The sequence below is a fragment of the bacterium genome, from assembly GCA_020444065.1.
Lineage (GTDB): Bacteria > Sumerlaeota > Sumerlaeia > SLMS01 > JAHLLQ01 > JAHLLQ01.
On sequence record JAHLLQ010000003.1, the window covers coordinates 720,001 to 742,081 of the forward strand.

Here is a 22,081-nt window from a genome sequence, read left to right on the forward strand (position 1 = left end):
TTGTATATAGAAGGGGATGGAATGTTCCTGCTTGGCGTTAGAGAACCGATTGGTTCGGACTACATCACCGGCAACCTGAGACCAGAGTTGGACGGCGAGCGGCCCATTCGGGCTGACTTCAACCGATATACGCTGATGCACTGGGATTCTAGACCGAGGGAGGAGCATTGGTCCCCTCGACTTGATCCGGACACGCCGGAAGTGAGGGAAGAAATCGAGAGCATCCTCGAGTGTGCATTCGATACAGGTTGGCAGAGTCGAACATCGTGGATCACGGCAGTATCCAAACCTTTTGAATATCCTGCCAGCTTTCGTCTCCTTCATCGGAAACTCGAGAAGTCAAGTCACGGCGCCTGGATCTACCATAAAGGAGATGCCGTATTCATCCGGACATGTTTTGAAGACAGTTCTCGGAAGACCTTCTTTCCCCCAGGCGCGCATCACATGATGATCGTATCCAAGGACACAACATGGGAGCCGCTGCCGTCCGACGCATTACCTGCTCTCAGGGAGTTGGCCTTACATGGTCGCCTTTTCATGGGTTATACAGAATCGGAGAGTCTCCTGAATCAGTACGAGGCACTCCTCATTTCTGAATTGGGTCATCTTGGTGGGTTCATTCTCCATATTGCCTCGAAGCGGAATCTCGCATCCCACCTGATAAAACACCCTGCGATCAATGGACGTGTCTGGCAGGATGAGGATGCAGAATCCCTGTGGAGTCTCTACCCATCAGGGGGACCGCCTCCTGAACCCCCCAACGCTTCAGGGCACATTCTCTGAAGAAACCTCTTCGGTTTTCCCGGCAGGGCGTTCGCCATGCGAACTTGGAATTCAAGATGCATCAGTGGAGTTGAATCAACTCGATCTCGCACGCCATCAGATGGATTTGACTTGGATGAACATCCGGAAGATCCGTCACGAGAATGGAAGATTTTCCGCCAGCCTCGTTGAGATGAGTTTCGTCTCTCATCGGCGGATATACAATGACCGCATTCAATATGGAGCGGCATCCGCGATTCACTATAAAGCCAATGACATCGGAACATCCTTCACGCTGATCCTGGCGCTCGACTCCTTTGGCGAATTCGCGACACTGACCGAATCCAAACATTCGCCCAGTTGGTACAAAGAAGAGAATCTGAGGATCGATCCGTCTCCACGCGAGAGTGGTCCCATTGCCAATTGATGAAGAGACTTGCGCGGGGAGGAATTTCAAAAAGACGACCACCCTCCAGAGATATATTCGGATTCAGTCAGAAGAATTCGGTTGGCTCCCATTCACCAGTTCGGATGCAATTGCAGTATTCCACATGGACGTGCGAGAGCGAAGACGCAATCGCCTTAGGTGCAGATATTGGAATCTGTGTGGCCACGAGACGCGTGCGCCCAAACTCCAGGAGTCCATTTCGCTTCGGAGGAGGAATCGAAGTATGCTGAATGATCCTTTCACGGCTTTGCGTGACCTTGGGAAGAATTCTGAGAAGCAAGACAGTGAGGATGAGCCGCTCTCGCCGGCGGCAAGCCTGGCGCAAATCGATGCCCGACTGACCTCTGATTCAAGTGACAGCGTTGCCCCGACTCCGAAGGAGCCGACAAAATACATTCCCCCTCGACGTCTCACCGACGACTTCCCGGTTTTTGGTGAGTTTGTTTACTTCTTCGGGGGGCTCGCGATCGCGTCTTTGCCGATACTCGCGTTCGCGTTCCTAATGACTTGGGCGGATGATCACCTGTCGGGCAGGTGGATGGGCATACTAGCCTTCATCGGCGCGCCGATCGCTCTCGTCTTGGCTGGACTCGGAGCGCCCGCGATCGCGGAGACGAAGTCGATGGGTATGACAATCGGATGGCTGCTTGGTGCGGCGGTCGCACTCTGCGCGCTTTTCTTCATCTTCCCTTAGTCGTTGTCCACGGTCCACCCCTGCGGGCGCATCGACCTCGGGCTATCCCCCCCTCACATCGGCGACGCGTAGGTGTGCAGGCCGCCGGCGAACCAGGGGATGTAGCTGACGCCGATCCAGGTCACCAGCACCATCAGGAAGCCCGCAAGGCAGGCCAGTGCCGAGATGCGGCCTTTCCAGCCCATCACCATGCGCGTGTGCAGGTAGATCGTATAGACAATCCACGTAATCAGCGCCCACGTTTCCTTCGGATCCCAGCCCCAGTAGCGCCCCCAGGCGGTGTCTGCCCAGACGGCGCCGAGCATGATCCCGATCGTCAGGATCGGCCACGCGATCTGCACCAGGCGATAGGCCAACTCCTCCATTTGCTCCAGCGGCATCAGCGCCTTGCCGCCCAGCAGCGCGTCGCGACCGATCAGGGACTTGATCATGTACCCGCCCGCGAAGATCGCAGCCACGGCGAACGCGCCGTAGCTGATCAACATCATCGTGACGTGGATGTTCAGCCAGTAGCTCTTCAGCACGGCCCGCAACGGGTGCAGGCGCGTTTCGTGGAGCGGCATCAGGCTGACGCCCAGGAGCGCCACCAGCCCGACGATCGCCGCGGCGAGCCCGAAGGCACCCTTACGTTTCCACAGCTCGAAGCCCGTTCCGAGCACGAGGGCCGCCCACGCCGTAAACGTAATCGATTCGTACATGTTCGAGACCGGCATGTGCCCGGTCAGGACGAGGCGGATGGCCTCCGCGCCGGTGTGGACAAGCAGGCCCGCCACGAGAACGCTCGTCCCGGCGATGCGCCACCCGGGCTTGCGGAAGAAGACGAACAACCCGAACAGCGCCGCCGCCAGGAAGTAGACATACGCCGCCAGCTTGAACGGATTCAGGCGAATATAGAGGTTCGTCAGTGCGCGGTGCGTCTGGTCCGGGTAACTGCGGAGGCGCTCGGCTACCGAGGCGAACTCGTCGACCGCCGAGGCCAGGTGATCGCCCGCGCCGGCGTCAAACGCCGCGGTCAGCGCCGAATCGAACTGCCGTCCGGCGGGCAGAATCTTCGCCGCGGTGCCGAACGCCGTCGATTGCACCCGCGACTGCCGGTTCGTCGGCGCCACCCACTCGCCGGTGGGGCTGTCTGGATCGGGGACGAGCAGAAACTTCTCGTGCAGCGACAAGGCATCGGACGTCCGCGTGAACAGCCGTGTCCCGGCCTCCAGAAACGCCTTCTCCTGCTTGGTTTGTTTGGTCAGCTCGCGACGGCGCTCATGGGCTTCTGCGAGGGCATCTTCATTCGCCAACAGGCGCTGGACTTCTTTCAAATCGACCTGCGGCCCGGCCAGGCTCTCGGCCAACCCGGGGCGGTCGCTGCCAAGCTGTTGGACTTGCTCCACAACGTTGAGCGTCTTGACCAGTTTCGCCAGCTCATCCTTGCGCGATTGGGCCTCCTGAAGCTCTTTCGTCAGGTCCTGGTTCTTGTCGTTCTCAATGATCTGGCGCGGGCTCACCCACTTGCCTTCGAGTCCCATGATCTCGGCGATCCGCGGGTGCTCGATCGGCAGGAACCGCGCTTCGAACCAACGGTGGGGCTCGTACATCATCGACAGCACAGTGAAGATCGGATCCTGGCCATGGATCGCCCGGCGGCCTGTCAACTCGTGCACCTGGATTTGTGCCCAGGAGGCCATCGTCTCGTTCCAGCCCTGGTGCCGAACGGCGAGCCGGCCGACGCCGGAATCCAGCAGAACCTGCTGGAACTCCGCATCGTGCGGGATCGTCGACAGACGGCTGGAGTCGTCCGAACTCAGGAAACCGACGGTTTCCGCTCGTGCGCTGCCGAGCATCAGAAGACTCAGCAAAAGAAAGGCTGTAAGACTGAAATTTCGAATGTTACGCTGCTTCATATCCAATCCGGGATTACGATTCTGCGGCCAGTGAAGTCCGCGCTCCGGCCTTTGGAGCATCTTGCGTACCGGCGCCTTGCAACTCATCCACCAGCGCCTCGAGCTCCTTCGGATCCGGCGCCGTGCCGAACCTTGGAACCAGCGCGAGGTGCAGTCTCTCCTCTTCCTCATCCCACAGCCCGTAAAACGCCCGATAGCGACCCGTGAAGGTGATCACCGCGCCCAGGGCAATGAGCAGTACGCCCGCCACGTTGTACGGAACCGTCGGTTCGTCCACGACGGAAAGAATCGTCATGTAGCGCATTGATCGGCCGATCGGATAGATGGCGAATTCGGCTCCGTCGGGCGGCAGATTCTCTGCTCCTGGGGCGGCCGCAAGCGTGATTGGCTGGCTTTCGGCGCCAAGCCTGACGACTTGTCGCGAAATCTCCTCATCGGTGTTCGGATCGATCGCTCGAATGACCATCCGGAACAGCGCCGGATCCGTCCAATCGATGCTTTCCGTGTCTCGCGCCACCTGCAGATCGTCCAGTTCCAATCGTAGCCGATCGTCCACGGCCGGCATCATTGGGGCCAGCGACGGATCCAGGAACAGCCACGTCTCGCCCTGCGGCATTCCATCCCGCAGCAACACCACGTGGACGGCCGGGTAGTTCGGATCGTTGGAAGCATTGTACGGCTCCAGCCCGCCGTCCTCGCCCGTTTTGCGAACGCGGAAGTCGGGGTAGATCTCCGTCGCCTTGAAAGAGAATTCGGTCTCTCCCGCCGGCGCCAGCAACTGGCCCGTGGCGATTGGCTCCGACGGCGACTCCGCCGAGTACATCCGCCAATCGTTCCCGGGTTGTTCGCCGTCAATCTCGAGGAAGAGAGACTCGTTGCCGACCTGCACGCGGGTTTGGGGGCTGGCGTCCGTCACGGCGATGCGTTCGCCTGTCTGTGCGTCGCGCACGTCGAAGTCCACACGGTACGTCTGAATCGGCGGCAGCGGCTGGTAGCCCGCCTGGTGGAATTGCAGACTGCCGATCGTGTGGCTGTGATTCATGTCCAACTTCGCCACGCGCACGTCGCCGGTCTGCAGGTCGCGGACCTTGATCAACGAAGAGAAATACGCCGGGGCATTCGAGTTCGCATGCTTGATCTCGTCGAAATCCAAGACTGTGACTTCGAACGGAATCCTCAGCGATTGCACATTCGAGCCGCCGACCGCCTGGTCGCGATACTTCGGGACGAGAATCTCGTTTGTCGTTTCGCCCTCGGCCGCGATGAAGCGCCCTTCGCTCAGAATCATTCCATTGCGATCCAGCAGAATCCGCATTAAGCCCGTCAGCAGGATCATGACGATTCCTGCATGAACGATTGTCGGGCCGATTCGGGCGCGGAGTCCCCGGTGGGCAAAGAAGCGATTCCCGTCGCGATGGGCGCGCGTGAACCGCTGCCGGAGCACCTTCTCGACGCGATCCGGTCCACCCTTTACGGCGACTGTCGCGCGGCCCTCGCCAAGGCGGAAGTAATCCCGCGAGCTGCGGAACTCCCGCTTCCCCCAGATGCCGAAGCTCATCTTCGTGACGTGCCACGTCGAGATGATGAACTGGACAAAGAAGACAGCCATCAGCGCAAAGAACCAGCCCGCGTTGAACACGCGCTCCTTCGCGAGCGGAATCGCGTTATCGCCGAGCACGCTGTTAGCCGCGTAGAAGACTGTTCCGTAGACACAGGCCAAGGCGATCAGGCCCAGCAACAGGAGGCCCATCTTCAATGATTTGAAGAATCTCCAGGCGCGGATGCCCAGGCTGGCGCGTCGGCGCGGAGCGGCCGAATCCGCCGGATTCGTGCTCGCTTGTGGTTCCAACGGTTGACTCACGAATTCGCCTTGGTGGCGTGCCCTCTGGGCCGCCGAAAAGAATGCGACCGCTCATTATGCCAAAGCCGTGCCGGTGCCCAAAGAAAAGGGGCCCCGATCGGGGGCCCCAGGTCGTTCGGTTGTGGGTTTGATTAGTAGCTGTCGCAGGTCTCGACGTTCGCGCCGGAATCGTAAGTGTATCCGCTCGCGCTCACGTCATCGACACAAACGGTGAAGGAAACCGGGTCCTTGCCGAACTTCGAGCTGACGATTGCCGCCAAGCCGGATCCATCCGTCGTCCCGGACACTGTTTCGGAGATGCCTCCAGCGAACGTCACTGTCACGAGGGCTCCGGAGATCGGATTGTCGCTGGCGTCGACCACGATCACGTCAACCGCGCCCAATGTCTTGCCGCGCGGATCAGGGGTTGTGCTCGGGACCATGCTCAGCACATGCAGCGCTTCAGCCGCCGGCGTTGGAGACGGGGTGGGGCTCGGAGTGGGCGAATCGGTGGGCGTCGGCGAATCCGTCGGAGTTGCGCTCGGAGTCGGAGACGGGGTCGGGCTATCTGTCGGTGTTGGTGTCGGCGTCGGATCGCCGCCACCGCCGTTCACGCTCAGCACGTACATGTGATCGACTGAGATCGAGTCCAGCGAGTTATTGCCGGAGGACTGATCGGTGTCGACCACGCGAATGTACAGCGTGCCGCTGACATCTTCGCCGAAGGCGTAGGACTGATACTGACCATCATCGCTCGTTTTCGTCACCGTCAGCATCGAGGTGAAGCTGCTGCCGTCGGTCGAGTAGCTGAACGCGAAGTCATCGCCCTCGCTGTTGGCGCTGTGGAAGGCGCTGACGTAGAAGACGTAGCTGGCGCCGCTCACAACGTTCATGGTCCAGGTGTGATCCAGATAGCTGTGGCGGCTGGAGGGCTTACCGCCGCTCTCGACTTCCGCCAGTGTTTCGTAGGCCACATCCTGCGCTGCTGTGTCGGCATAGGAGCCGGTCACGATGCTGCCGGCCGCCGTGGCCTCGCTGATTGCCACATTCTCCGTGTCCCCGGCCGGGGTGGGAGAGGGCGACGGCGAGGGGCTGGCGCTCGGTGTCGGTGTTGGCGTGGCGCTAGGCGTCGGCGAGGGAGTCGGGCTCGGAGTAGCCGTTCCGAACGTCTGGCTCGTGTTCGGCTGGCCTTCCGTGCCGGCCAGCGGGCTCTGCCACGTGAACTCGTCGTAGCTTGTGCCCGTGCCGCCCAACTGCAACGTATCGCCGACCGTGGACGTCGTGGGTTCTTCAACGCCGATGTCGACCGAGGCCATTCCACTGGCCGGGCCATCGGTCGCACTGAACGAGCCTTCGTAGCTCAGGAACTGGATGACCGTGCTGCTTGCATCGACCAGTGCCATACCGTCGGGCGAGCCGTTCTGCAGGCCCGCGAAGTCGAACCACAGCGTGCCGTAGCCGCTCTGCTGATCCGGAATCGTCCCGGACAGGCTGACCGAATCAAACACGCCGCCATCGGCGCCATTATAGCCGTACAAGGTCCAGCCACTCAGATTGGTTCCTGCGACGCCGGCAACTTCGATGCCTTCGCCGGTATCGATGCTGTCGTTGTCGTAGTGGAACTCATTGATCCAGGCCGTTCCACCCGCGACCGGGGTCGGGGAGGGCGACGGGCTGGGGCTGGCCGTCGGAGACGGGCTCGGCGACGGAGAGGGACTCGGGCTCGGGGAAGGTGATGGGCTTGGGCTCGGGGAAGGCGTCGGGCTGGGTGTCGGCGACGGAGACGGGCTCGGCGTCGCAGCGCCCTCGAACGTCTGGTTCGTGTTCGGCTGGCCTTCCGTGCCATCCAGCGAGTTCTGCCAGGTGAAGTCGGCGTAGGTGCTGCCCGTACCGCCAAGCTGCAGCGTGTAACCGACAGTGGCCGTTGTGGCTTCCTGGACACCGACGTCGTCGGAGGTCATGCCGTTCGCCGGGCCGTCCGTCGCGGTGATCTGGCCTTCGTAGCTCAGGAACTGCACCACGCTGCCGGTGTCGTCGACCAGCGCCATGCCGTCCGGCGAGCCGTTCTGCAGGCCGGCGAAGGCGAACCAGATCGTGCCGAAGCCGTTCTCCTGGTCCGCGATCGTGCCGGACAGAGAGACGGAATCGTAAACCGCGCCGCCGTTGCCGTTGTAACCGTACAGCGTCCAGCCACTCAGATTGGTTCCAGCCGGACCGGCGACTTCGATACCTTCGCCGGTGTCGGTGCTGTCGTTATCATAGTGGAATTCGTTGATCCATGCCACGCCGCCGGGACTCGAAGTCGGGGTCGGGGTCGGCGTTGCCGTCGGATCGCCAGGCGTCGGGCTCGGGGTCGGAGTCGCGGAGCAATCGCCGCCCCAAATCACGCAGACGTATTCGGGGTGATCGACAAACGGGTTACGATTCCCCTGGTACGTGTAGACGATGTGGTTCTGGCGCTGCTCGTTGATATCGACCGGGTCCGCGGCGCTCCATTCCAGCAGCGTCGTCAGGCGGCCCATGTAGGCCGGCGACGAATCGCTGACCTGGATGAGGTTCATGTTATCGGTCAGGATTAGATCCGGCTCGCTCTTGCCGGTCGGCGTGTGGGTTCCGCCTTCGTAGCGGACATCCATATAGAAGAGACCGCGTGCGACATCGCCTTTGCGGAAACCCCATGTTTCCCAGCGATCGCCGCCAACCCAGTTCGAGTTCCCTGGATAGACGCCGCTGCCGCCGCCCACGCCGTTCGTCAGAAGCGTCGGCTTCTCGGTGCCGGTTGGGACGTAATCGTAGGGGCTATTGTTGCGGGACGAGTTGTATCCCCAGTCGCATGCCCTCAGGTGATGGCAGTCGGTGTAGGGGATGGTGCTCTCGGAAGAAAAGCCGAAGGACTTCGGCCACGTGTGCTCACGGTTAAACCCGGTCGATTCATGATCCAGCTTATCGATCGAACGGTTCTGATAAATGTCGATCACATTGCTGCTATTATTCGGATCCTCATCCGCCGACTCAATAATGTCCCACGTATCGGTGGCGGTGGAGGTGTACGGATACCAAGTGTGATCTTTGATGATTTCGTGGAGAGAACTGCGGAGGGTGTTGGCATTCGATGTGTCGGCCGTATCATAATATCCGGCCGGTGGGCTGTACTGGGCGAACGAGATACCGGCGATTGCCAGGACGGAGGCTGTAGCCAGTAGTCTGCCCTTTGACTGATACAACTGCCTTTGCAGAGTGATTGGTGCGAATCTCATCTGGGGCTCCTCAACCAACGGGGGGTTATGGATTAAGTGGCGTCCTAAAACTTAATCCAGGTTGGCGTTCCTGTAAGACATACCCCCCCTGCGTAAAGCAACCTTTTTTTGTTCGCGAAGGTCTAAAACGGCTTTTTTACATTAATGACCCTAAAAATGTGTTTTTTTTGCCCTCTGATCGACGCTGTGTATTTCGAGATGCGCATAAAGAAGGGGCCCCGCGAAGGGGCCCCAGGAACGTCAGGTTTTGGGTTTGGTTAGTAGCTGTCGCAGCTTTCGACATTGGCGCCGGAGTCGTACGTGTAGCCAGTGGCGCTCACGTCATCGACGCAGGCCGTGAAGGAGTTCAGGCGTCGGGACCGATCGTTCGTAATCAACGTCACCCAGCCAGATCCGTCGGTTGAGCCAGCGAGCGTTTCATTGACGTCGCCGGAGAAGGTTACCGTCACGACCGCTCCCGAGACGGGGCTTCCTGATGCATCGACAATCAGGATATCTGCCCTGCCACCATCCCAGCGGCGATTCAACTGCTCGACGCTCGGAATAATGCTGTCCACATGGGCGGCTCCCGCGGCGGGAGTCGGCGAAGGACTTGGGGACGGAGTCGGAGAAGGCGTCGGCGAGGGCGTCGCTGTCGGAGTCGCCGTCGGGGTTGGCGTGGCACTGCCGAAGAATTGGTTCGTGTTCGGAAGGCCTTCGGTGCCGGCCATCGAGTTCTGCCACGCGAAGTCCGCGTACGCAGTACCGGTTCCGCCGAGCTGCAGCGTATCGCCCACCGTTGAGGTGGATGCTTCGCTGACGCCAACATCGGTCGAGCTCATGCCGTTGGCCGGGCCATCGGTCGCTGTGAAGCTGCCCTCGTAGCTGAGGAACTGGACGACGCTGCCGGAGCCGTCCACCAATGCCATGCCGTCCGGGGAACCATTCTGGAGACCCGCGAAATCGAACCACAGCGTGCCGTAACCGGCCTGCTGATCGGGAATCGAGCCAGTCAGGTTCACTGTGCCGAACGAGGTTCCGCCGTTCCCGTTGTAGCCGACAAGCGACCAGCCGGAAAGGTCCGTGCCGGCGACACCGGCGACTTCGATGCCTTCGCCCGTGTCGGTGCTGTCGTTATCATAGTGGAACTCGTTGATCCAGGCGCTGCCACCGGCCGCCGGAGTGGGGGAGGGCGACGGGCTTGGACTGGGACTCGGGCTCGGCGAGGGAGTAGGACTCGGCGAAGGCGAGGGGCTCGGGCTTGGAGACGGCGTGGGACTCGGCGAAGGTGACGGACTTGGGCTCGGCGAGGGAGTCGGAGAAGGCGTCGGGCTCGGAGTCGGGCTGGCCGTCGGAGACGGCGTCGCGCCACCGCTGAATGTCTGGTTCACATTCGGCTGGCCTTCCGTCCCGGCCTGCGAGTTCTCCCACACGAAGTCCGCGTAGCTACTGCCGGTGCCGCCGAGCTGCAGCGTGTCGCCGACCGTAGCCGTGGAGGATTCGCTGACACCAACATCGTCAGAGGTCATGCCTCCGGCGGGGCCATCGGCTGCTGTGATCTGGCCTTCGTAGCTCAGGAACTGGACGACGGATCCGGTGTCGTCGACAAGTGCGATGCCGTCCGGCGAGCCGTTCTGAAGACCGGTGAAGGCAAACCACGCGGTTCCGAAGCCACCCTGCTGATCGGCCAGAATGCCAGAGAGGCTGACCGAATTATAGACGGTGCCGCCGTTGCCATTGTAGCCGTACAGGGTCCAGCCGCTCAGGTCGGTACCGGCCGAGCCGGCGACCTCGATGCCTTCGCCGGTATCGCTGCTGTTGTTGTCGTAGTGGAATTCATTAATCCACGCAACGCCACCGGGGCTCGAAGTCGGCGTCGGGGTCGGAGTCGCCGTCGGGCCGCCAGGCGTCGGGCTTGGCGTCGGGGTCGGAGTCGGATTGCCGGAGCAGCCGCCATTCCAGACGATGCAAACGTATTCCGGGTGATCCACGAACGGGTTACGATTGCCCTGGAAATTGTAAACGATGTCGTTGCGGCGCTGTTCCATGAGATCGACCGGATCGCTTGCGCTCCAGTCGAGCAGCGACGACAGGCGGCCCATGTACGCGGGCGATGCGTCGCTGACTTGAATCAAAGACATATTGTCGGTCAGGATCAGATCGGGTTCAGACTTCCCGGACGGCGCGTGAGTTCCCCCCTCGTAGCGGACGTCCAGATAGAAGAGACTGCGGGCCACGTCGCCCTTACGGTAATTCCACGTTTCCCAATTTGTTCCGTCGTTCCAGTTCGAGTTGCCGGGATACGTGCCGCTGCCGCCGCCGACACCATTGGTCAGCACGGTCGGCTTCTCCGATCCGCCCGGGGCGAAATCGTAAGGGTTATTGCTTCGCGAGGAGTTGTATCCCCAGTCGCAAGCGCGCAGGTGATGGCAGTCCGTGTAAGGCACGTTGCTGCTGACAGAAAAGCCATAGGACTTCGGCCAACTGTGCTCGCGATTGAATCCGCTCGAAGTATGATCCGTCTTCGAGATCGAGCGATTCATGTAGAGGTCGATCACGTTGCCGCTGTTATTCGGATCCTCATCGGCCGACTCGATGATGTCCCACGTGTCGGTCGCGGATGATGTGTACGGATACCAAGTGTGATCTTTGATGATGTTGTGGAGAGAGTTTCGCAGCGCCGTGGCGCTGGAGGTATCTGCCGTGTCGTAATAACCGGCCGGGGGACCGTACTGTGCGAACGAAACGCCCGCGAGAACGACGCATGCCGTTGTCGCCAGAACGCGCTTCCTTGCACGATTCGCCTGCTTCCGGGTCTTCAAAATGCCAAACTGCATTGTTGCTCCTCACTCTGGGGGGAATGCGGATCAAGAAACGGAGTGCGAACACTTAATCCAGGATAACGTAGGTTTAAGTGTGCTGGCTTCTCTTGAGTGCAAGGACTTTTTATGAACAAATGCAGATATTGTAATATTTACACGATATTCTAACGATTGGAGAGGTCCAATTTCGTGGCTTTTTCTGCGAAGGGGTGTTGATCAGGCAATTCGGAGAGGACTTGCACGAAAGTCATTAGCTTCCAAATCGCATCAATCGATCACGATGGAGGTCTGCGAGGAGTTCGTTGTGCAGTTCGCACATCCGATGAGAGGGCCTGCGTTTGCGGCGATATTGATGAACGAAGTGATGCCCGAGCTCGTGGCAGAAGATCACATCGAAGAACCAGATTCCGAGATCGCGCTCATTGCGCCAGCGGATTTCTATCCCATCTAACATCTCTGAAACCTGTGCTCCCCAATTCCTCATCCCATCGCACCAGTTCTCGTTGAGCGATTCCCATGTCCACACCCGCGGCAGCGAATAACACACAATGCGTCGCTCGTTCTCCCAATACTGCGCGAACGGTTCCCCGACAGAGTTGCTTCGCGGAAGAAACTCGATCTCGCGCAAGCCGAACAGATAGTGCGGCGGAATTGAGCGAAGCAGCTTTCGGAACAGCCCCTTCGACACCGCATCGACATCGCCGGGATAGGGCTTTCGAAAAACGACGCGCGGCCCGGGTCGATGCCCGCGCCGCGCCTGGCGTTTTCGTGCGATGATTTGTTCCGGATCCGTGTGCCGGCTTCGAGACATGCTGCCTCAGTTCCCCAACTGCGCGTGTGTCCGGCGACCCTTCACCTGTTTCTTCGCAACGCGTCGGGGACGCACCAGTGCGAGATCCAAGACTTCATCGAGGCTCTCGACCGGAATGAACGTGAGCTGATTGCGCACCTCCTCCGCGATCTCCTCGATGTCGTCCAGGTTATCGCGCGGGATGATGATCGTGCGAATGCGATGGCGATGCGCGGCCAGCGCTTTCTCTTTCAGTCCGCCGATCTTCAACACGCGACCGCGCAATGTCATCTCGCCGGTCATTGCGATGTCCTGGCGAACCGGGAACCGTGCGACTGCCGATGTCAAGCTGAGCGCGATCGTGATGCCCGCGCTGGGGCCGTCCTTCGGTATCGCGCCTTCCGGAACGTGAATGTGAATATCGACACCGGCGTAGAAGTCGGGATCGATTTCCAATTCCACGGCGCGCGAACGAATATACGACAGCGCCGTCTTCGCCGATTCCTGCATGACTTCGCCGAGCATGCCGGTCAGTGTCAGGTTGCCTTTGCCCTTCATGATCGTGGTCTCGACCTGCAGCATTTCGCCGCCGGCGTTCGTCCACGCCAGGCCGTTTGCGATCCCGATGTCCGGCTTACGCTCCAGTTGCGTGTCGTGGAAGTTCACTGGGCCGAGGTACTCGCGCAACTTCTCCTTGGTGAGCGTGCCGGTCTTCTTCCGCGGATGCTCGATTACGTCCGTGGCGACCTTGCGACAGAGCGTCGCGATCGTGCGTTCCAGATTACGAACGCCTGCTTCGCGCGTGTAGCCCGTGATCAAGTGCGTCAGTGTTCCCTTCGACATGCGGAACTGCGCCGCCTTCAGGCCGTGCTCGCTGCGTTGCCGCGGGATCAGGTGGCGATTGGCAATGTGGCGCTTCTCATCCTCTGTGTAACCTGGCAGGCGAATGGTCTCCATGCGATCGAGCAGCGGATGCGGAATACCTTCCATCGAATTCGCCGTCGTCAGGAACATCACCTGCGACAAGTCGAAGTCCACTTCGAGGTAATGATCGTTGAACTCACAATTCTGTTCCGGGTCCAAAACCTCCAGCATCGCCGACGCCGGATCGCCGCGGAAGTCGCTCGACATTTTGTCGATTTCATCCAGCAGGAAAACTGGATTCACAGTGCCGGCGCGCTTCATGGACTGAATGATCTTGCCCGGGAGGGCTCCAACGTAAGTGCGGCGATGACCGCGCACTTCCGCCTCGTCGCGCACGCCGCCGAGTGAGATCCGAACGAACTCGCGATCCATACAGCGCGCGATTGACTTGCCCAGCGACGTCTTGCCCACGCCCGGAGGACCGACAAAGCAAAGGATCGGACCACGCATCTTCCCGACCAGTTTTGCGACGGCCAGGTACTCGATGATGCGTTCCTTCACCTTCACGAGCCCATAGTGGTCTTCATCCAGAATCGCGCGGGCGCGTTCGAGATCGATCTTGTCCTCTGTGGCGTTGTTCCAGGGGACCTCCGTCAGCCACTCGATGTACGTGCGGGTAATGGCGGCCTCGGGAGACATCGGCGCCATGCGTGCCAGACGCCCCAACTCCTTCTCCGCTTTCTCGCGGGCATCGGCGCTCATGCCGCTCATCTCGATCGCCATCGCCAACTCGTTCAGTTCCGGGTCTTCTTCGCCGGAAATGCCGAGTTCGCGTTCGATCGCCTTCAATTGCTCATTCAGATAGAACTCGCGTTGGCTACGGCTGATCTGCGTCTTCACCTGGCCTTGGATCTTCGTTTCCAACTCCAGAATCTGGTTTTCCGCCTCCAGCGCCTTGTTCAGCAGAAGGAACTTCTCTTCGAGCGAATTGCTCTCGAGGATTTCCTGCTTATCTTCAATCTTAAGGGTCGCGTAGTTCGAGACGGCGTACAAGTACGCCAGCGGTTCCTTCAGGTTACGGATGCTGTTGAACAGATCCACAGGCACCTTGCCGGAAAGCTCTGCGAAGGCCTCGAAGAGCTTGGACGTCGCGCGCATCAGTGCGTTGACCGGCTGCGCGTCGTACACGTTCACCTGGTTGTGAACGATCAGCGCCTGCAGGTGATTGCCCACATCGGAGAGTTCAATAATCCGTCCAGCATACCCGCCTTCAACCAGCACCTTCGCCGTGCCGTCCGGCACGCGCAGCACCTGGAGCACCTCGCCAACCGTGCCCACATCGTAGAGGTCTTCTCGTTTCGGGTCCTCGACATCCGGGCTCTTCTGGCAAACGAGGAAGATGCGCTTGTCGCGCGCCAAGGCATCCTCGAGCGCCTCGTGCGACTTGGTTCGCATCACGAACAACGGCGTGATGGATCCGGGGAAAACAACCAACTCCCGGACGGTCATAACCGGCAAAAAATCCGACTCGAATTTCTCGGGCATGCGAGAACTCCCTGAAAAAAGACATGTGGCGAGTGACAGGTGACGAGGAGCGGGTGACCGATTGCCAGCGGTTCGTGGGGAACGGGGACGCCGTCACGCTGCCGTCCAGGCGAGCACCGCACGGGCACACTGTCCAGCAAAAGATGAGACATTCAGAAGGAAAAACGGGAGCGGGAGTTCAGCCCTTCACGGCCCCCGCGGTCATGCCGGCGATGATCTTGCGCTGGAAGATCAAAACCAGTACCACCAGTGGCAGTGTGACCACGACCGAGGCCGCCATGATCTGGCCCCAGGGCGTCTCGTGGAGGCCCTCGCCGCTGAAATTCGCGATCACGACCGGGACGGTCCGGGCGTTGTCCGTGATCGTCAGGGCCAGCGCGAAGAGGTACTCGTTCCAGGCGGCGATGAAGGCCAGAATGCCCGTCGTCGCGAGGCCGGGGATCGAGAGAGGGAGCAGGATTCGGAAGAACGTCTGCACGGGGGTGGCGCCATCCACATAGGCGGACTCCTCCAGTTCGCGTGGGAGCGACTTGAAGAAATTCGTCAGCACCCACACCGTGAACGGCAGCACGAACAGCATGTACGAGAGCACAAGTCCACCCAGCGAGTTGTACAGGCCCAGCTTGCTGATGATCGTGTGCACGGCGCCGAGGACGCTGATTTGCGGGAACATCGTCATCGCCAGAATCACCATCAGGACCACCGTGCGCCCCCGCATCTTGTAGCGCCCGAGCGCGCACGCCGCCAGCGATCCAAACATCAGCGCGATCAGCGTTGTTGCGCCCGCCACGATGGCCGAGTTGCGCAATGCCAGCAGGAACGCATCGTTCTGCATGACCTTCTGGTAAGACCCACCATTGACTGGCATCGGGGCGTACTTCAGTGGAGTCGTGAAGACGTCTTTCTCAGGCAGCAGCGACGCGTTCAGCGTCCAGTAAAACGGGAACACCGTGTAGACGATGATCACGAATACGACGAGAAGGAAGCCCATCTTGCCCAGGAACCGCACTGCGGGATGTTGGCCGCTGACCATTATTGGTGTTCCTCCACGCGCAGTGTCAGGACGTACGCCGCGACGAAGATCGCAATCAGCACAAAGATCATCACGCTGACGGCCGAACCATAGCCGAGCTTCGTGAACGCGATCAGTTGGCGGTAGTTATACGTGGCCATCGACTCCGTCCCCGTATTGCCACCGGTCATGACCCAGATCGCATCGAACACGCGCAGGGCATCGAGTGTGCGGAAAATCAACGTCACCAGAATTGCGGGCTTCAAGAGTGGCACGGTGATGCGAAGTAGTTGCTGGAAGCGCGACGCGCCATCCACCGAAGCGGCTTCGTAAACATCCTTGGGTATCAGTTGCAGGCCGGCGAGAAGAAGAAGCGCGACGAACGGCGTCGTCTTCCACACGTCGACGGCGATCACGGCGGCGAGCGCCAAACCAGGTTCTGCGAGGAACGCGATCTTCTGATCGATCAGGTGCAGCCGCGTCAGCATGTCGTTGATCACGCCATACGTATCGACCAGCATGAAGTTCCAGATCTTTGCCGACACAACCGTCGGAATCGCCCAGGGAATCAACATCGCCGCACGCATGGCGCCGCGACCTTTGAAGCTGCTGTTCACGACCAGTGCGATGATCAGCCCGAAGGCAAACTCCAGCGTCACGCTGGCGACCGTGAAGATCACCGTGTGAATCACCGATGCCCAGAAGGCCTTCTCCTGCACCAGGTTCACGTAGTTCTTGAACCAGACGAAATCGACTTCGCGAGAACTGCCCAGCCGTGCATCGGTCAGGCTGACGATGAACGTCTGGATCAGCGGATACAAACCGACAATCAGCAACACGATGAGCGTTGGCGCCAGGAACGTGTAGGCCAACCTCTCCTGGCGCTTCGCCAGTTCCAGCGTCTTCTTTGGGCGCTTCATTGCTGCTTCTGTCAAAGGGGCGTCCCTTCTCTCGTCACCAGTCGTCGGGGCATGGGTCCTAGTTCAGCAGATCTTCCAGTTCCTCTTGGATTTCCTGCACACCTTCTTCGGGGGTCACCTGGCCGGAGAGAATACGGCTCACGTTCTGGAAGTAAATCGTCGAAACTTCGTTGTAATCAGGGCCCGTCACGGTGGAGGGACGCGGCGTCGCGTTCTGGAAGACGCTCTTCATGTCCTTGAAGTACGGAATCTCCGCCTGGATTTCCGGATCGTCATACAAGGCTACTCGCGTCGCCAGCATGCCGGCTTCCATCGCGCGGCGCTTCTGCGCTTCCGGCCCGGTCATCCAGCGCACAAACTTGATCGCTTCGTCCTGATGCTTGGAGTACTTCGATACGGCCAACTGCCAGCCGCCGAGAGCCGCGGCATGCTTCGCACCGCCGCTCGGCAACACCGTGATCTCGAACTTGCCCTTGATCTCCGAATCGTCCCCATTGCCGAGGGCATAAGCATACGGCCAGTTGCGCATAAACATCGCATTGCCGGTCTGGAACAGTTGGCGGGATTCCTCTTCGCGGTACGTCATGACGCCCGGAGGAGAGATCGTCCCAACCCAACCTTTCGCGCGAGTGAACGCCTCGATTGCCTTTGGGTTGTTGATGGTCACGTTGCCGTCGGAATCGACAATGCGGCCACCGCCGAAGCTGTCCTGCCATTCGATCGCGTCGCACGTCAGGCACTCGTAGGCCTGGCCTTGCCAGACGAAGCCCCAGAAGTTCTTGTTCCCCTTTGCGTGTTCGACCTCCATGGCACTCTTGCTCATCTCTTCGAGCTCATCCCATGTCTCCGGCGGTCCATCGTAGCCGTAAGCCGATAGCAGGTCCGTGCGGTAGTACAGAACCCCCGCATCGGCAAACCAGGGCAGCGCCACGAGCTTGCCGTCCACGGTGTTGTTCTCAATGATGGCCTGGAAGAAGTCGTCCGTATCGTCCACGTGGGGCTTTAGATCGATCAAATGCTCGGCCAGAATACCCGGCCAGATCACGTCGACCTGGTACACGTCGATATCGTCCGAACGCGCGCTGAAGAACTGGAGGTACTGCGAGAGTCGCTCCGTCGCATCCGTCGGGCCCTTGATGAGCTCGATCTTCACACCGGTCTGTTCCTCGTATTCTTTCACCATATCCTCGGTCAGGACCAGGGCCTTGCCGATCGGATCGATATTGAAGCGTAGGACCACCTGATCTTCCGACGCGGAGGCGGCTTCGCCCTCGGCGGCAGAACTCTCCTCGCCGCTCCCACAGGCAGTCAGAAAGATACCCGCCAGCATTAGTGCAGTCAGGAAGCAACTCACGCGTCGAAACATGATTGGACCTCGCGAAGAAAAGGAAATGTCTTGTCAATCACAGAGGAAAGACACCGGGCCCTGGGAGGGTCAAGGTCGATGTCCCGGACGTTATGTCATGCGGGGTGGACCGATCCGATTTCCCCTGTGCCAGAGAGCAATGGCGTCAATAAAACCCTTTGTCGACCGCCTTGGCCCGCTGCTAGCAAGGGGACTGTGAGATCTCCGCAAAGGAACCGAAAGGCCCAATGGCCCGAAAGCCGCGAAAATCCGATCCGACGCGCCGCCGCTGGCGCCGCCTGTACCATCGGTCGCGCATCTACCTTCCGGTCCTGGTGCTGCTGTTTCTGGCGATGCTGCTGTACCTGCCATTGTCGCCCGGATGGCTGAACGGAATCGTGGAGTCCAAACTCCGCGAGGCCACCGGTCTGGACGTCACGATCGAGACGACGCGGGTCCGCCTGATCACTGCCGAAGTCCGCCTGATCGGGCTGGAGATCGGCGGCGACCCCGGGAAGCCCTCCTTCAAGATCGGCGATATTTTCCTGGATGGAGACTTCGGGGAGCTGCTTGCCGGCGGAGAAAACTGGCCGGCCCAAGTCGTCGTCACCAATCCTTCCGAGATTCGCCTCATCCGGACTGACGATGGGATCGCGATTCGCGGCGATCTGGCGACGCTCATTGAGGAGATCGAGGGCAAGGCAGACGGCCCCAAAAAGTCCGGCCGCCGCACGCCGTCGCTGGATCCGCTCGCGCCCCTTCGGCGCCCAACGCCTTCCATTCAGATCCGCAACGCGATCGCCGTCCTGGACAGCCAGCTTGGCGACCTGCCGCCGCTGAAGCTGGCGATCAACCGCATCTCCGTGCCGAGGCGCGTTGGGAGTTCCGAGGGCTACAATGTCGAAGTCCGCGGCCTCGCCGTTGCCAACAGCGCAGAGCCATTCCGCGGCAACCTCTCGCTGCTGCCTGTCGAGGAGCAGGGGTCGCTGAAGCTGCAGCTCGACGGGATCGAAGTTCCGTTCAACGCGCCGGGATTCGGCCGGCTGCGAGCCCGGGCCCGCGACATCGTCGTCATTGTGCAAACCGTGCGTTCCGATCCGTTCAAGTTCGCCGTCTCGACTGAAGTGGATGCGGGCAGATTCGAGCTGGGCGAAGATCGTCCGCCGGGCGCTCCGTTTGCGGGTACAGAGAGCTGGATTGAGAAGAACATCAAGCTGACGGCGCGCGGCGCCTACGACTTGCACCAGGAGCGCATCGAGGCGTCTGAGATTCGTCTGGCGGCCGAGGGTGTCGATGTCCGCGCCTCCGGGATCGTGAAGCCTGAGCCACCGTTCAAAGGCAAAGCTCGCGTAAACGTGCGGCGATTGCCCGCCCCGGCCATTCGTCTCGCCCAGGTCAAGGCCCGTGAAGCGGGCTTCGAGTTCGACCGTCAGACAAGCGCGACACTGAACGTCGAACTGGCCGCGGAAGGCGAGTTCGCAAAGACCTCCGAACTCGACTTGTCCGGTTCGGTTCGTCTCTCCGGTTGGGTCGTCTCGCAACCGACCTGGCCGCATCCGATGATTATTCACCAAGCCAATGGCACTGTCGATCGCAGCCAACTGAACCTTCCTACGATCGTTGTCTCGATGGGCGATCTGACCGCTCAGGCGAGCGCCCACCTGCCGATTCTTCCGAGCGAGAACAACCACGAAGGGCACATCGAATTCCAGGTTCGCGGCGAGCCCGAGCAGGCACTCGCCACGGCGAAACGTTTCGGCATCCTGCCGCGCGAGATCAATTCGCTGACGATGCCGCTGACATTGGAGGTTGCCGCGGGACTGCGCGTCGACGATCCGCTCTGGACGTGGGATCCGAAGCAGGTGACCAACTCGCTGACCGATCTCGACGGTTCATTGACATGGGGACGCGGCGCACTCTCCCTTCGCGATCTTCCCGATCAGATTCAAGTCGATTCCGGAGCGATCCGGTTTGGCAAGACGCGCGCGAACCTTTCGCATCTCAATGCCTCGTACGGGTCGATCGCCGCCAATGTCGACGTGACGATGGAAGGCGACGAGCCGCTGTGGATGGGGACGCCGCGCTATCAGGTCGCCATGCAGACACAGGGACCGATCCCGGAGATCCTGGCGCTGATTCGCCGGCAGGTGGCTCTCCCCCCGGCCGTTCAGGACATCTCGGGCGGAGTTCGAGCGCGCATCGACGCATCCGGCACCACCGCCGAGCTGACTCGCGTGGACTACCGCGCGGTCATCGATCTGGAGGAGGTCTCCGGCAACATTCAATTCCCGCTCGATCTCGTTCCGGTCACTAATCTGCAGGCGCACATCGAGGCGACACCCGATTCGGTGATCATTCCGACCTTCTCCGCGCGGGTCGATGGCGATGCCACCGTCGAAGGCAACGCCGAGGCGACGACGCGTGCGCTGATTCTGCGGGCACAGGCGGAAGCACCCATTGCCGTCGCGGCGAAGGTGACGCCAAAGGACTTCCGCGATCTCTACGTCGATGGTCGCGCGTCGGCGACTGCGACCGTGACGTTGTCGGCGCGCGATCCGTTACCGGAGGCGCCTGATCTTACGCGCCAGTGGATCGCAGCCCTCGTCGGCCCTGAGCCACGCCCCGTCAACATCCTTCCTGATTCTCCCCTGAGGTTACAGATCGACGGTCGCATTCGCCCCGGCGAGAATGCGACGTTCTTCTATCGCGACTTCCCGCATGCGGTGACGAACATCCGCGGCGACGTCACGGCCGACGAGACCGGATTCTACCTGCGAAACGTCTTGTCGAAATGGGGCGAGGCGGAAGACGTGCGCGCCAGCGGCTACGTGAAACTGCCGCACCACAGTCCGCTCACAATCGTCGCCGATGTTTCTGCGCCCGACGTGGACATCAACGATTGGCTCGAAGGCTGGGGCGATCAGCCCTGGGCCGAGCGCCCGTTCATTCGTCCTCCGCGCGCGCACTCCGGAAATTCCGAGCCCGAACTGGAAGTATTGATCGAGTGCGCAATCCAATTAGGCCGCACGCAGTTTCTGACTGTTCCTGCCCAGGACGCATCCGCAAACATGCGCTACGAAGCCTGGGACGGGAAGGAGAACCTTCTCGCTCTCAGTCGCGTTCAGGGAATCATCTACGGCGGCCGCATCACCGGCGATGCAACGCTGAGTTTTCCGTTCGGCGGTCGCCTGCCGATCATGGAGGCAACCACCGAGGTGGCCGGCGCGGAGGTGCGCGGATTCCTCGAGGACATCACTGGGGAGTCCGAACGCTTTCACGGAAAGTTTACCGGCGGCGGCAACGTTCGTGGGGAAATCGGCGACTATGCGACATGGAAGGGCGATGGGACCTTCCGCGTCACCGAGAGCAGCTTCATCGGCGGCCAGGTCTTCACGCGCCTTTCCCGCTCATTGAAACTCGGGCGCGAAGACATCGCGCAGGATACCAGCTTCTCCGGCTCCGTGATCATCTCAGATTTGCAGGCGCGTTTCCCGGATCTGCGAATCGAGAGCGATGCCATTCGCATGATCGCGGACGGTATGGTGGACTTCAGCGGCAACCTCGATTTCCTGATCACGGTGGATGTAATCTCGAACCGGCTGCAGGATACCCCGATCCTGGGTTCTCTGAGCAATTTCCTCAGTAAGATCACCGATTTCCTGATCAGCTTGCGACTCCAGGGAACCGTCCAGGATCCCGTCGTCACGACGGCGCCGCTTCAACTCGACCGCGCGGGCTTCTTCCAGGAAGAAGGCAGCAAGGCCGTGCGGTCCGCGCGAGAAGCGATGGAGGCTGGCGAGGGCGTGCTCGGACGCGGATTGCGGTTCGCCACGAAGCCGTCGACGGCTCCGGCACCGACGCCGACACCGGCGCCTGACTCATCCAATTCCAGCGGTGGTTCTCGATAA

General features: G+C 60.6%; 12 protein-coding genes and 1 pseudogene. 4 read left to right on the top strand and 9 right to left on the bottom strand.

The window, feature by feature from the left end; genetic code table 11:
• The first annotated feature begins 21 nt into the window (after positions 1 to 21).
• The 3 genes from KQI84_10685 (at position 22) to KQI84_10695 (ending at position 1,904) form a co-directional block, all read left to right on the top strand.
• Positions 22 to 783, top strand: coding sequence for a hypothetical protein (locus KQI84_10685; protein ID MCB2155343.1), 762 nt, complete (start codon positions 22 to 24; stop codon positions 781 to 783).
• Between the two features lie 115 nt (positions 784 to 898).
• The gene (locus KQI84_10690) at positions 899 to 1,189 is read left to right on the top strand and encodes a hypothetical protein (protein ID MCB2155344.1); all 291 of its coding nucleotides are present in this window, start codon (positions 899 to 901) and stop codon (positions 1,187 to 1,189) included.
• Positions 1,190 to 1,433: 244 nt separating this feature from the next.
• The gene (locus KQI84_10695; GenBank protein ID MCB2155345.1) at positions 1,434 to 1,904 is read left to right on the top strand and encodes a hypothetical protein; all 471 of its coding nucleotides are present in this window, start codon (positions 1,434 to 1,436) and stop codon (positions 1,902 to 1,904) included.
• 53 nt (positions 1,905 to 1,957) lie between these two features.
• On the opposite strand, the gene ccsB is transcribed toward KQI84_10695, so the two are convergent.
• The 9 genes and pseudogenes from ccsB to KQI84_10740 all read right to left on the bottom strand — a co-directional run bounded on the left by ccsB (position 1,958) and on the right by KQI84_10740 (position 18,194).
• Complete coding sequence (gene ccsB / locus KQI84_10700; GenBank protein ID MCB2155346.1) at positions 1,958 to 3,739, bottom strand: c-type cytochrome biogenesis protein CcsB; 1,782 nt, start codon at positions 3,737 to 3,739, stop codon at positions 1,958 to 1,960.
• 73 nt (positions 3,740 to 3,812) lie between these two features.
• A complete protein-coding gene (locus tag KQI84_10705; GenBank protein ID MCB2155347.1) occupies positions 3,813 to 5,660 on the bottom strand; it encodes a cytochrome c biogenesis protein ResB in 1,848 nt (615 codons plus the stop codon).
• A gap of 1,835 nt (positions 5,661 to 7,495) precedes the next feature.
• Positions 7,496 to 8,896: pseudogene (locus tag KQI84_10710) on the bottom strand (endonuclease).
• A gap of 257 nt (positions 8,897 to 9,153) precedes the next feature.
• Positions 9,154 to 11,712, bottom strand: coding sequence for an endonuclease (locus KQI84_10715; protein ID MCB2155348.1), 2,559 nt, complete (start codon positions 11,710 to 11,712; stop codon positions 9,154 to 9,156).
• A gap of 235 nt (positions 11,713 to 11,947) precedes the next feature.
• A complete protein-coding gene (locus KQI84_10720; GenBank protein ID MCB2155349.1) occupies positions 11,948 to 12,508 on the bottom strand; it encodes a hypothetical protein in 561 nt (186 codons plus the stop codon).
• Positions 12,509 to 12,514: 6 nt separating this feature from the next.
• The gene (gene lon, locus KQI84_10725; protein MCB2155350.1) at positions 12,515 to 14,896 is read right to left on the bottom strand and encodes an endopeptidase La; all 2,382 of its coding nucleotides are present in this window, start codon (positions 14,894 to 14,896) and stop codon (positions 12,515 to 12,517) included.
• Between the two features lie 178 nt (positions 14,897 to 15,074).
• A complete protein-coding gene (locus KQI84_10730; protein MCB2155351.1) occupies positions 15,075 to 15,887 on the bottom strand; it encodes a carbohydrate ABC transporter permease in 813 nt (270 codons plus the stop codon).
• Positions 15,888 to 15,928: 41 nt separating this feature from the next.
• Complete coding sequence (locus tag KQI84_10735; protein MCB2155352.1) at positions 15,929 to 16,828, bottom strand: sugar ABC transporter permease; 900 nt, start codon at positions 16,826 to 16,828, stop codon at positions 15,929 to 15,931.
• Positions 16,829 to 16,886: 58 nt separating this feature from the next.
• Positions 16,887 to 18,194, bottom strand: a complete 1,308-nt coding sequence (locus tag KQI84_10740; protein MCB2155353.1) for an ABC transporter substrate-binding protein — start codon at positions 18,192 to 18,194, stop codon at positions 16,887 to 16,889.
• A gap of 227 nt (positions 18,195 to 18,421) precedes the next feature.
• On the opposite strand from KQI84_10740, the gene KQI84_10745 reads away from it, so the two are divergent.
• Entirely contained in the window at positions 18,422 to 22,081 is a 3,660-nt protein-coding gene (locus tag KQI84_10745) for an AsmA-like C-terminal region-containing protein (protein MCB2155354.1), read from the top strand.

Coding starts and splice junctions, on each gene's coding strand:
- KQI84_10685 (MCB2155343.1), top strand. CDS start 22: ATGTTCCTGCTTGGCGTTAGAGAACCGATTGGTTCGGACTACATCACC.
- KQI84_10690 (MCB2155344.1), top strand. CDS start 899: ATGAACATCCGGAAGATCCGTCACGAGAATGGAAGATTTTCCGCCAGC.
- KQI84_10695 (MCB2155345.1), top strand. CDS start 1,434: ATGCTGAATGATCCTTTCACGGCTTTGCGTGACCTTGGGAAGAATTCT.
- ccsB (MCB2155346.1), bottom strand. CDS start 3,739: ATGCTCGGCAGCGCACGAGCGGAAACCGTCGGTTTCCTGAGTTCGGAC.
- KQI84_10715 (MCB2155348.1), bottom strand. CDS start 11,712: ATGCAGTTTGGCATTTTGAAGACCCGGAAGCAGGCGAATCGTGCAAGG.
- KQI84_10720 (MCB2155349.1), bottom strand. CDS start 12,508: ATGTCTCGAAGCCGGCACACGGATCCGGAACAAATCATCGCACGAAAA.
- lon (MCB2155350.1), bottom strand. CDS start 14,896: ATGCCCGAGAAATTCGAGTCGGATTTTTTGCCGGTTATGACCGTCCGG.
- KQI84_10730 (MCB2155351.1), bottom strand. CDS start 15,887: ATGGGCTTCCTTCTCGTCGTATTCGTGATCATCGTCTACACGGTGTTC.
- KQI84_10735 (MCB2155352.1), bottom strand. CDS start 16,828: ATGAAGCGCCCAAAGAAGACGCTGGAACTGGCGAAGCGCCAGGAGAGG.
- KQI84_10740 (MCB2155353.1), bottom strand. CDS start 18,194: ATGTTTCGACGCGTGAGTTGCTTCCTGACTGCACTAATGCTGGCGGGT.
- KQI84_10745 (MCB2155354.1), top strand. CDS start 18,422: ATGGCCCGAAAGCCGCGAAAATCCGATCCGACGCGCCGCCGCTGGCGC.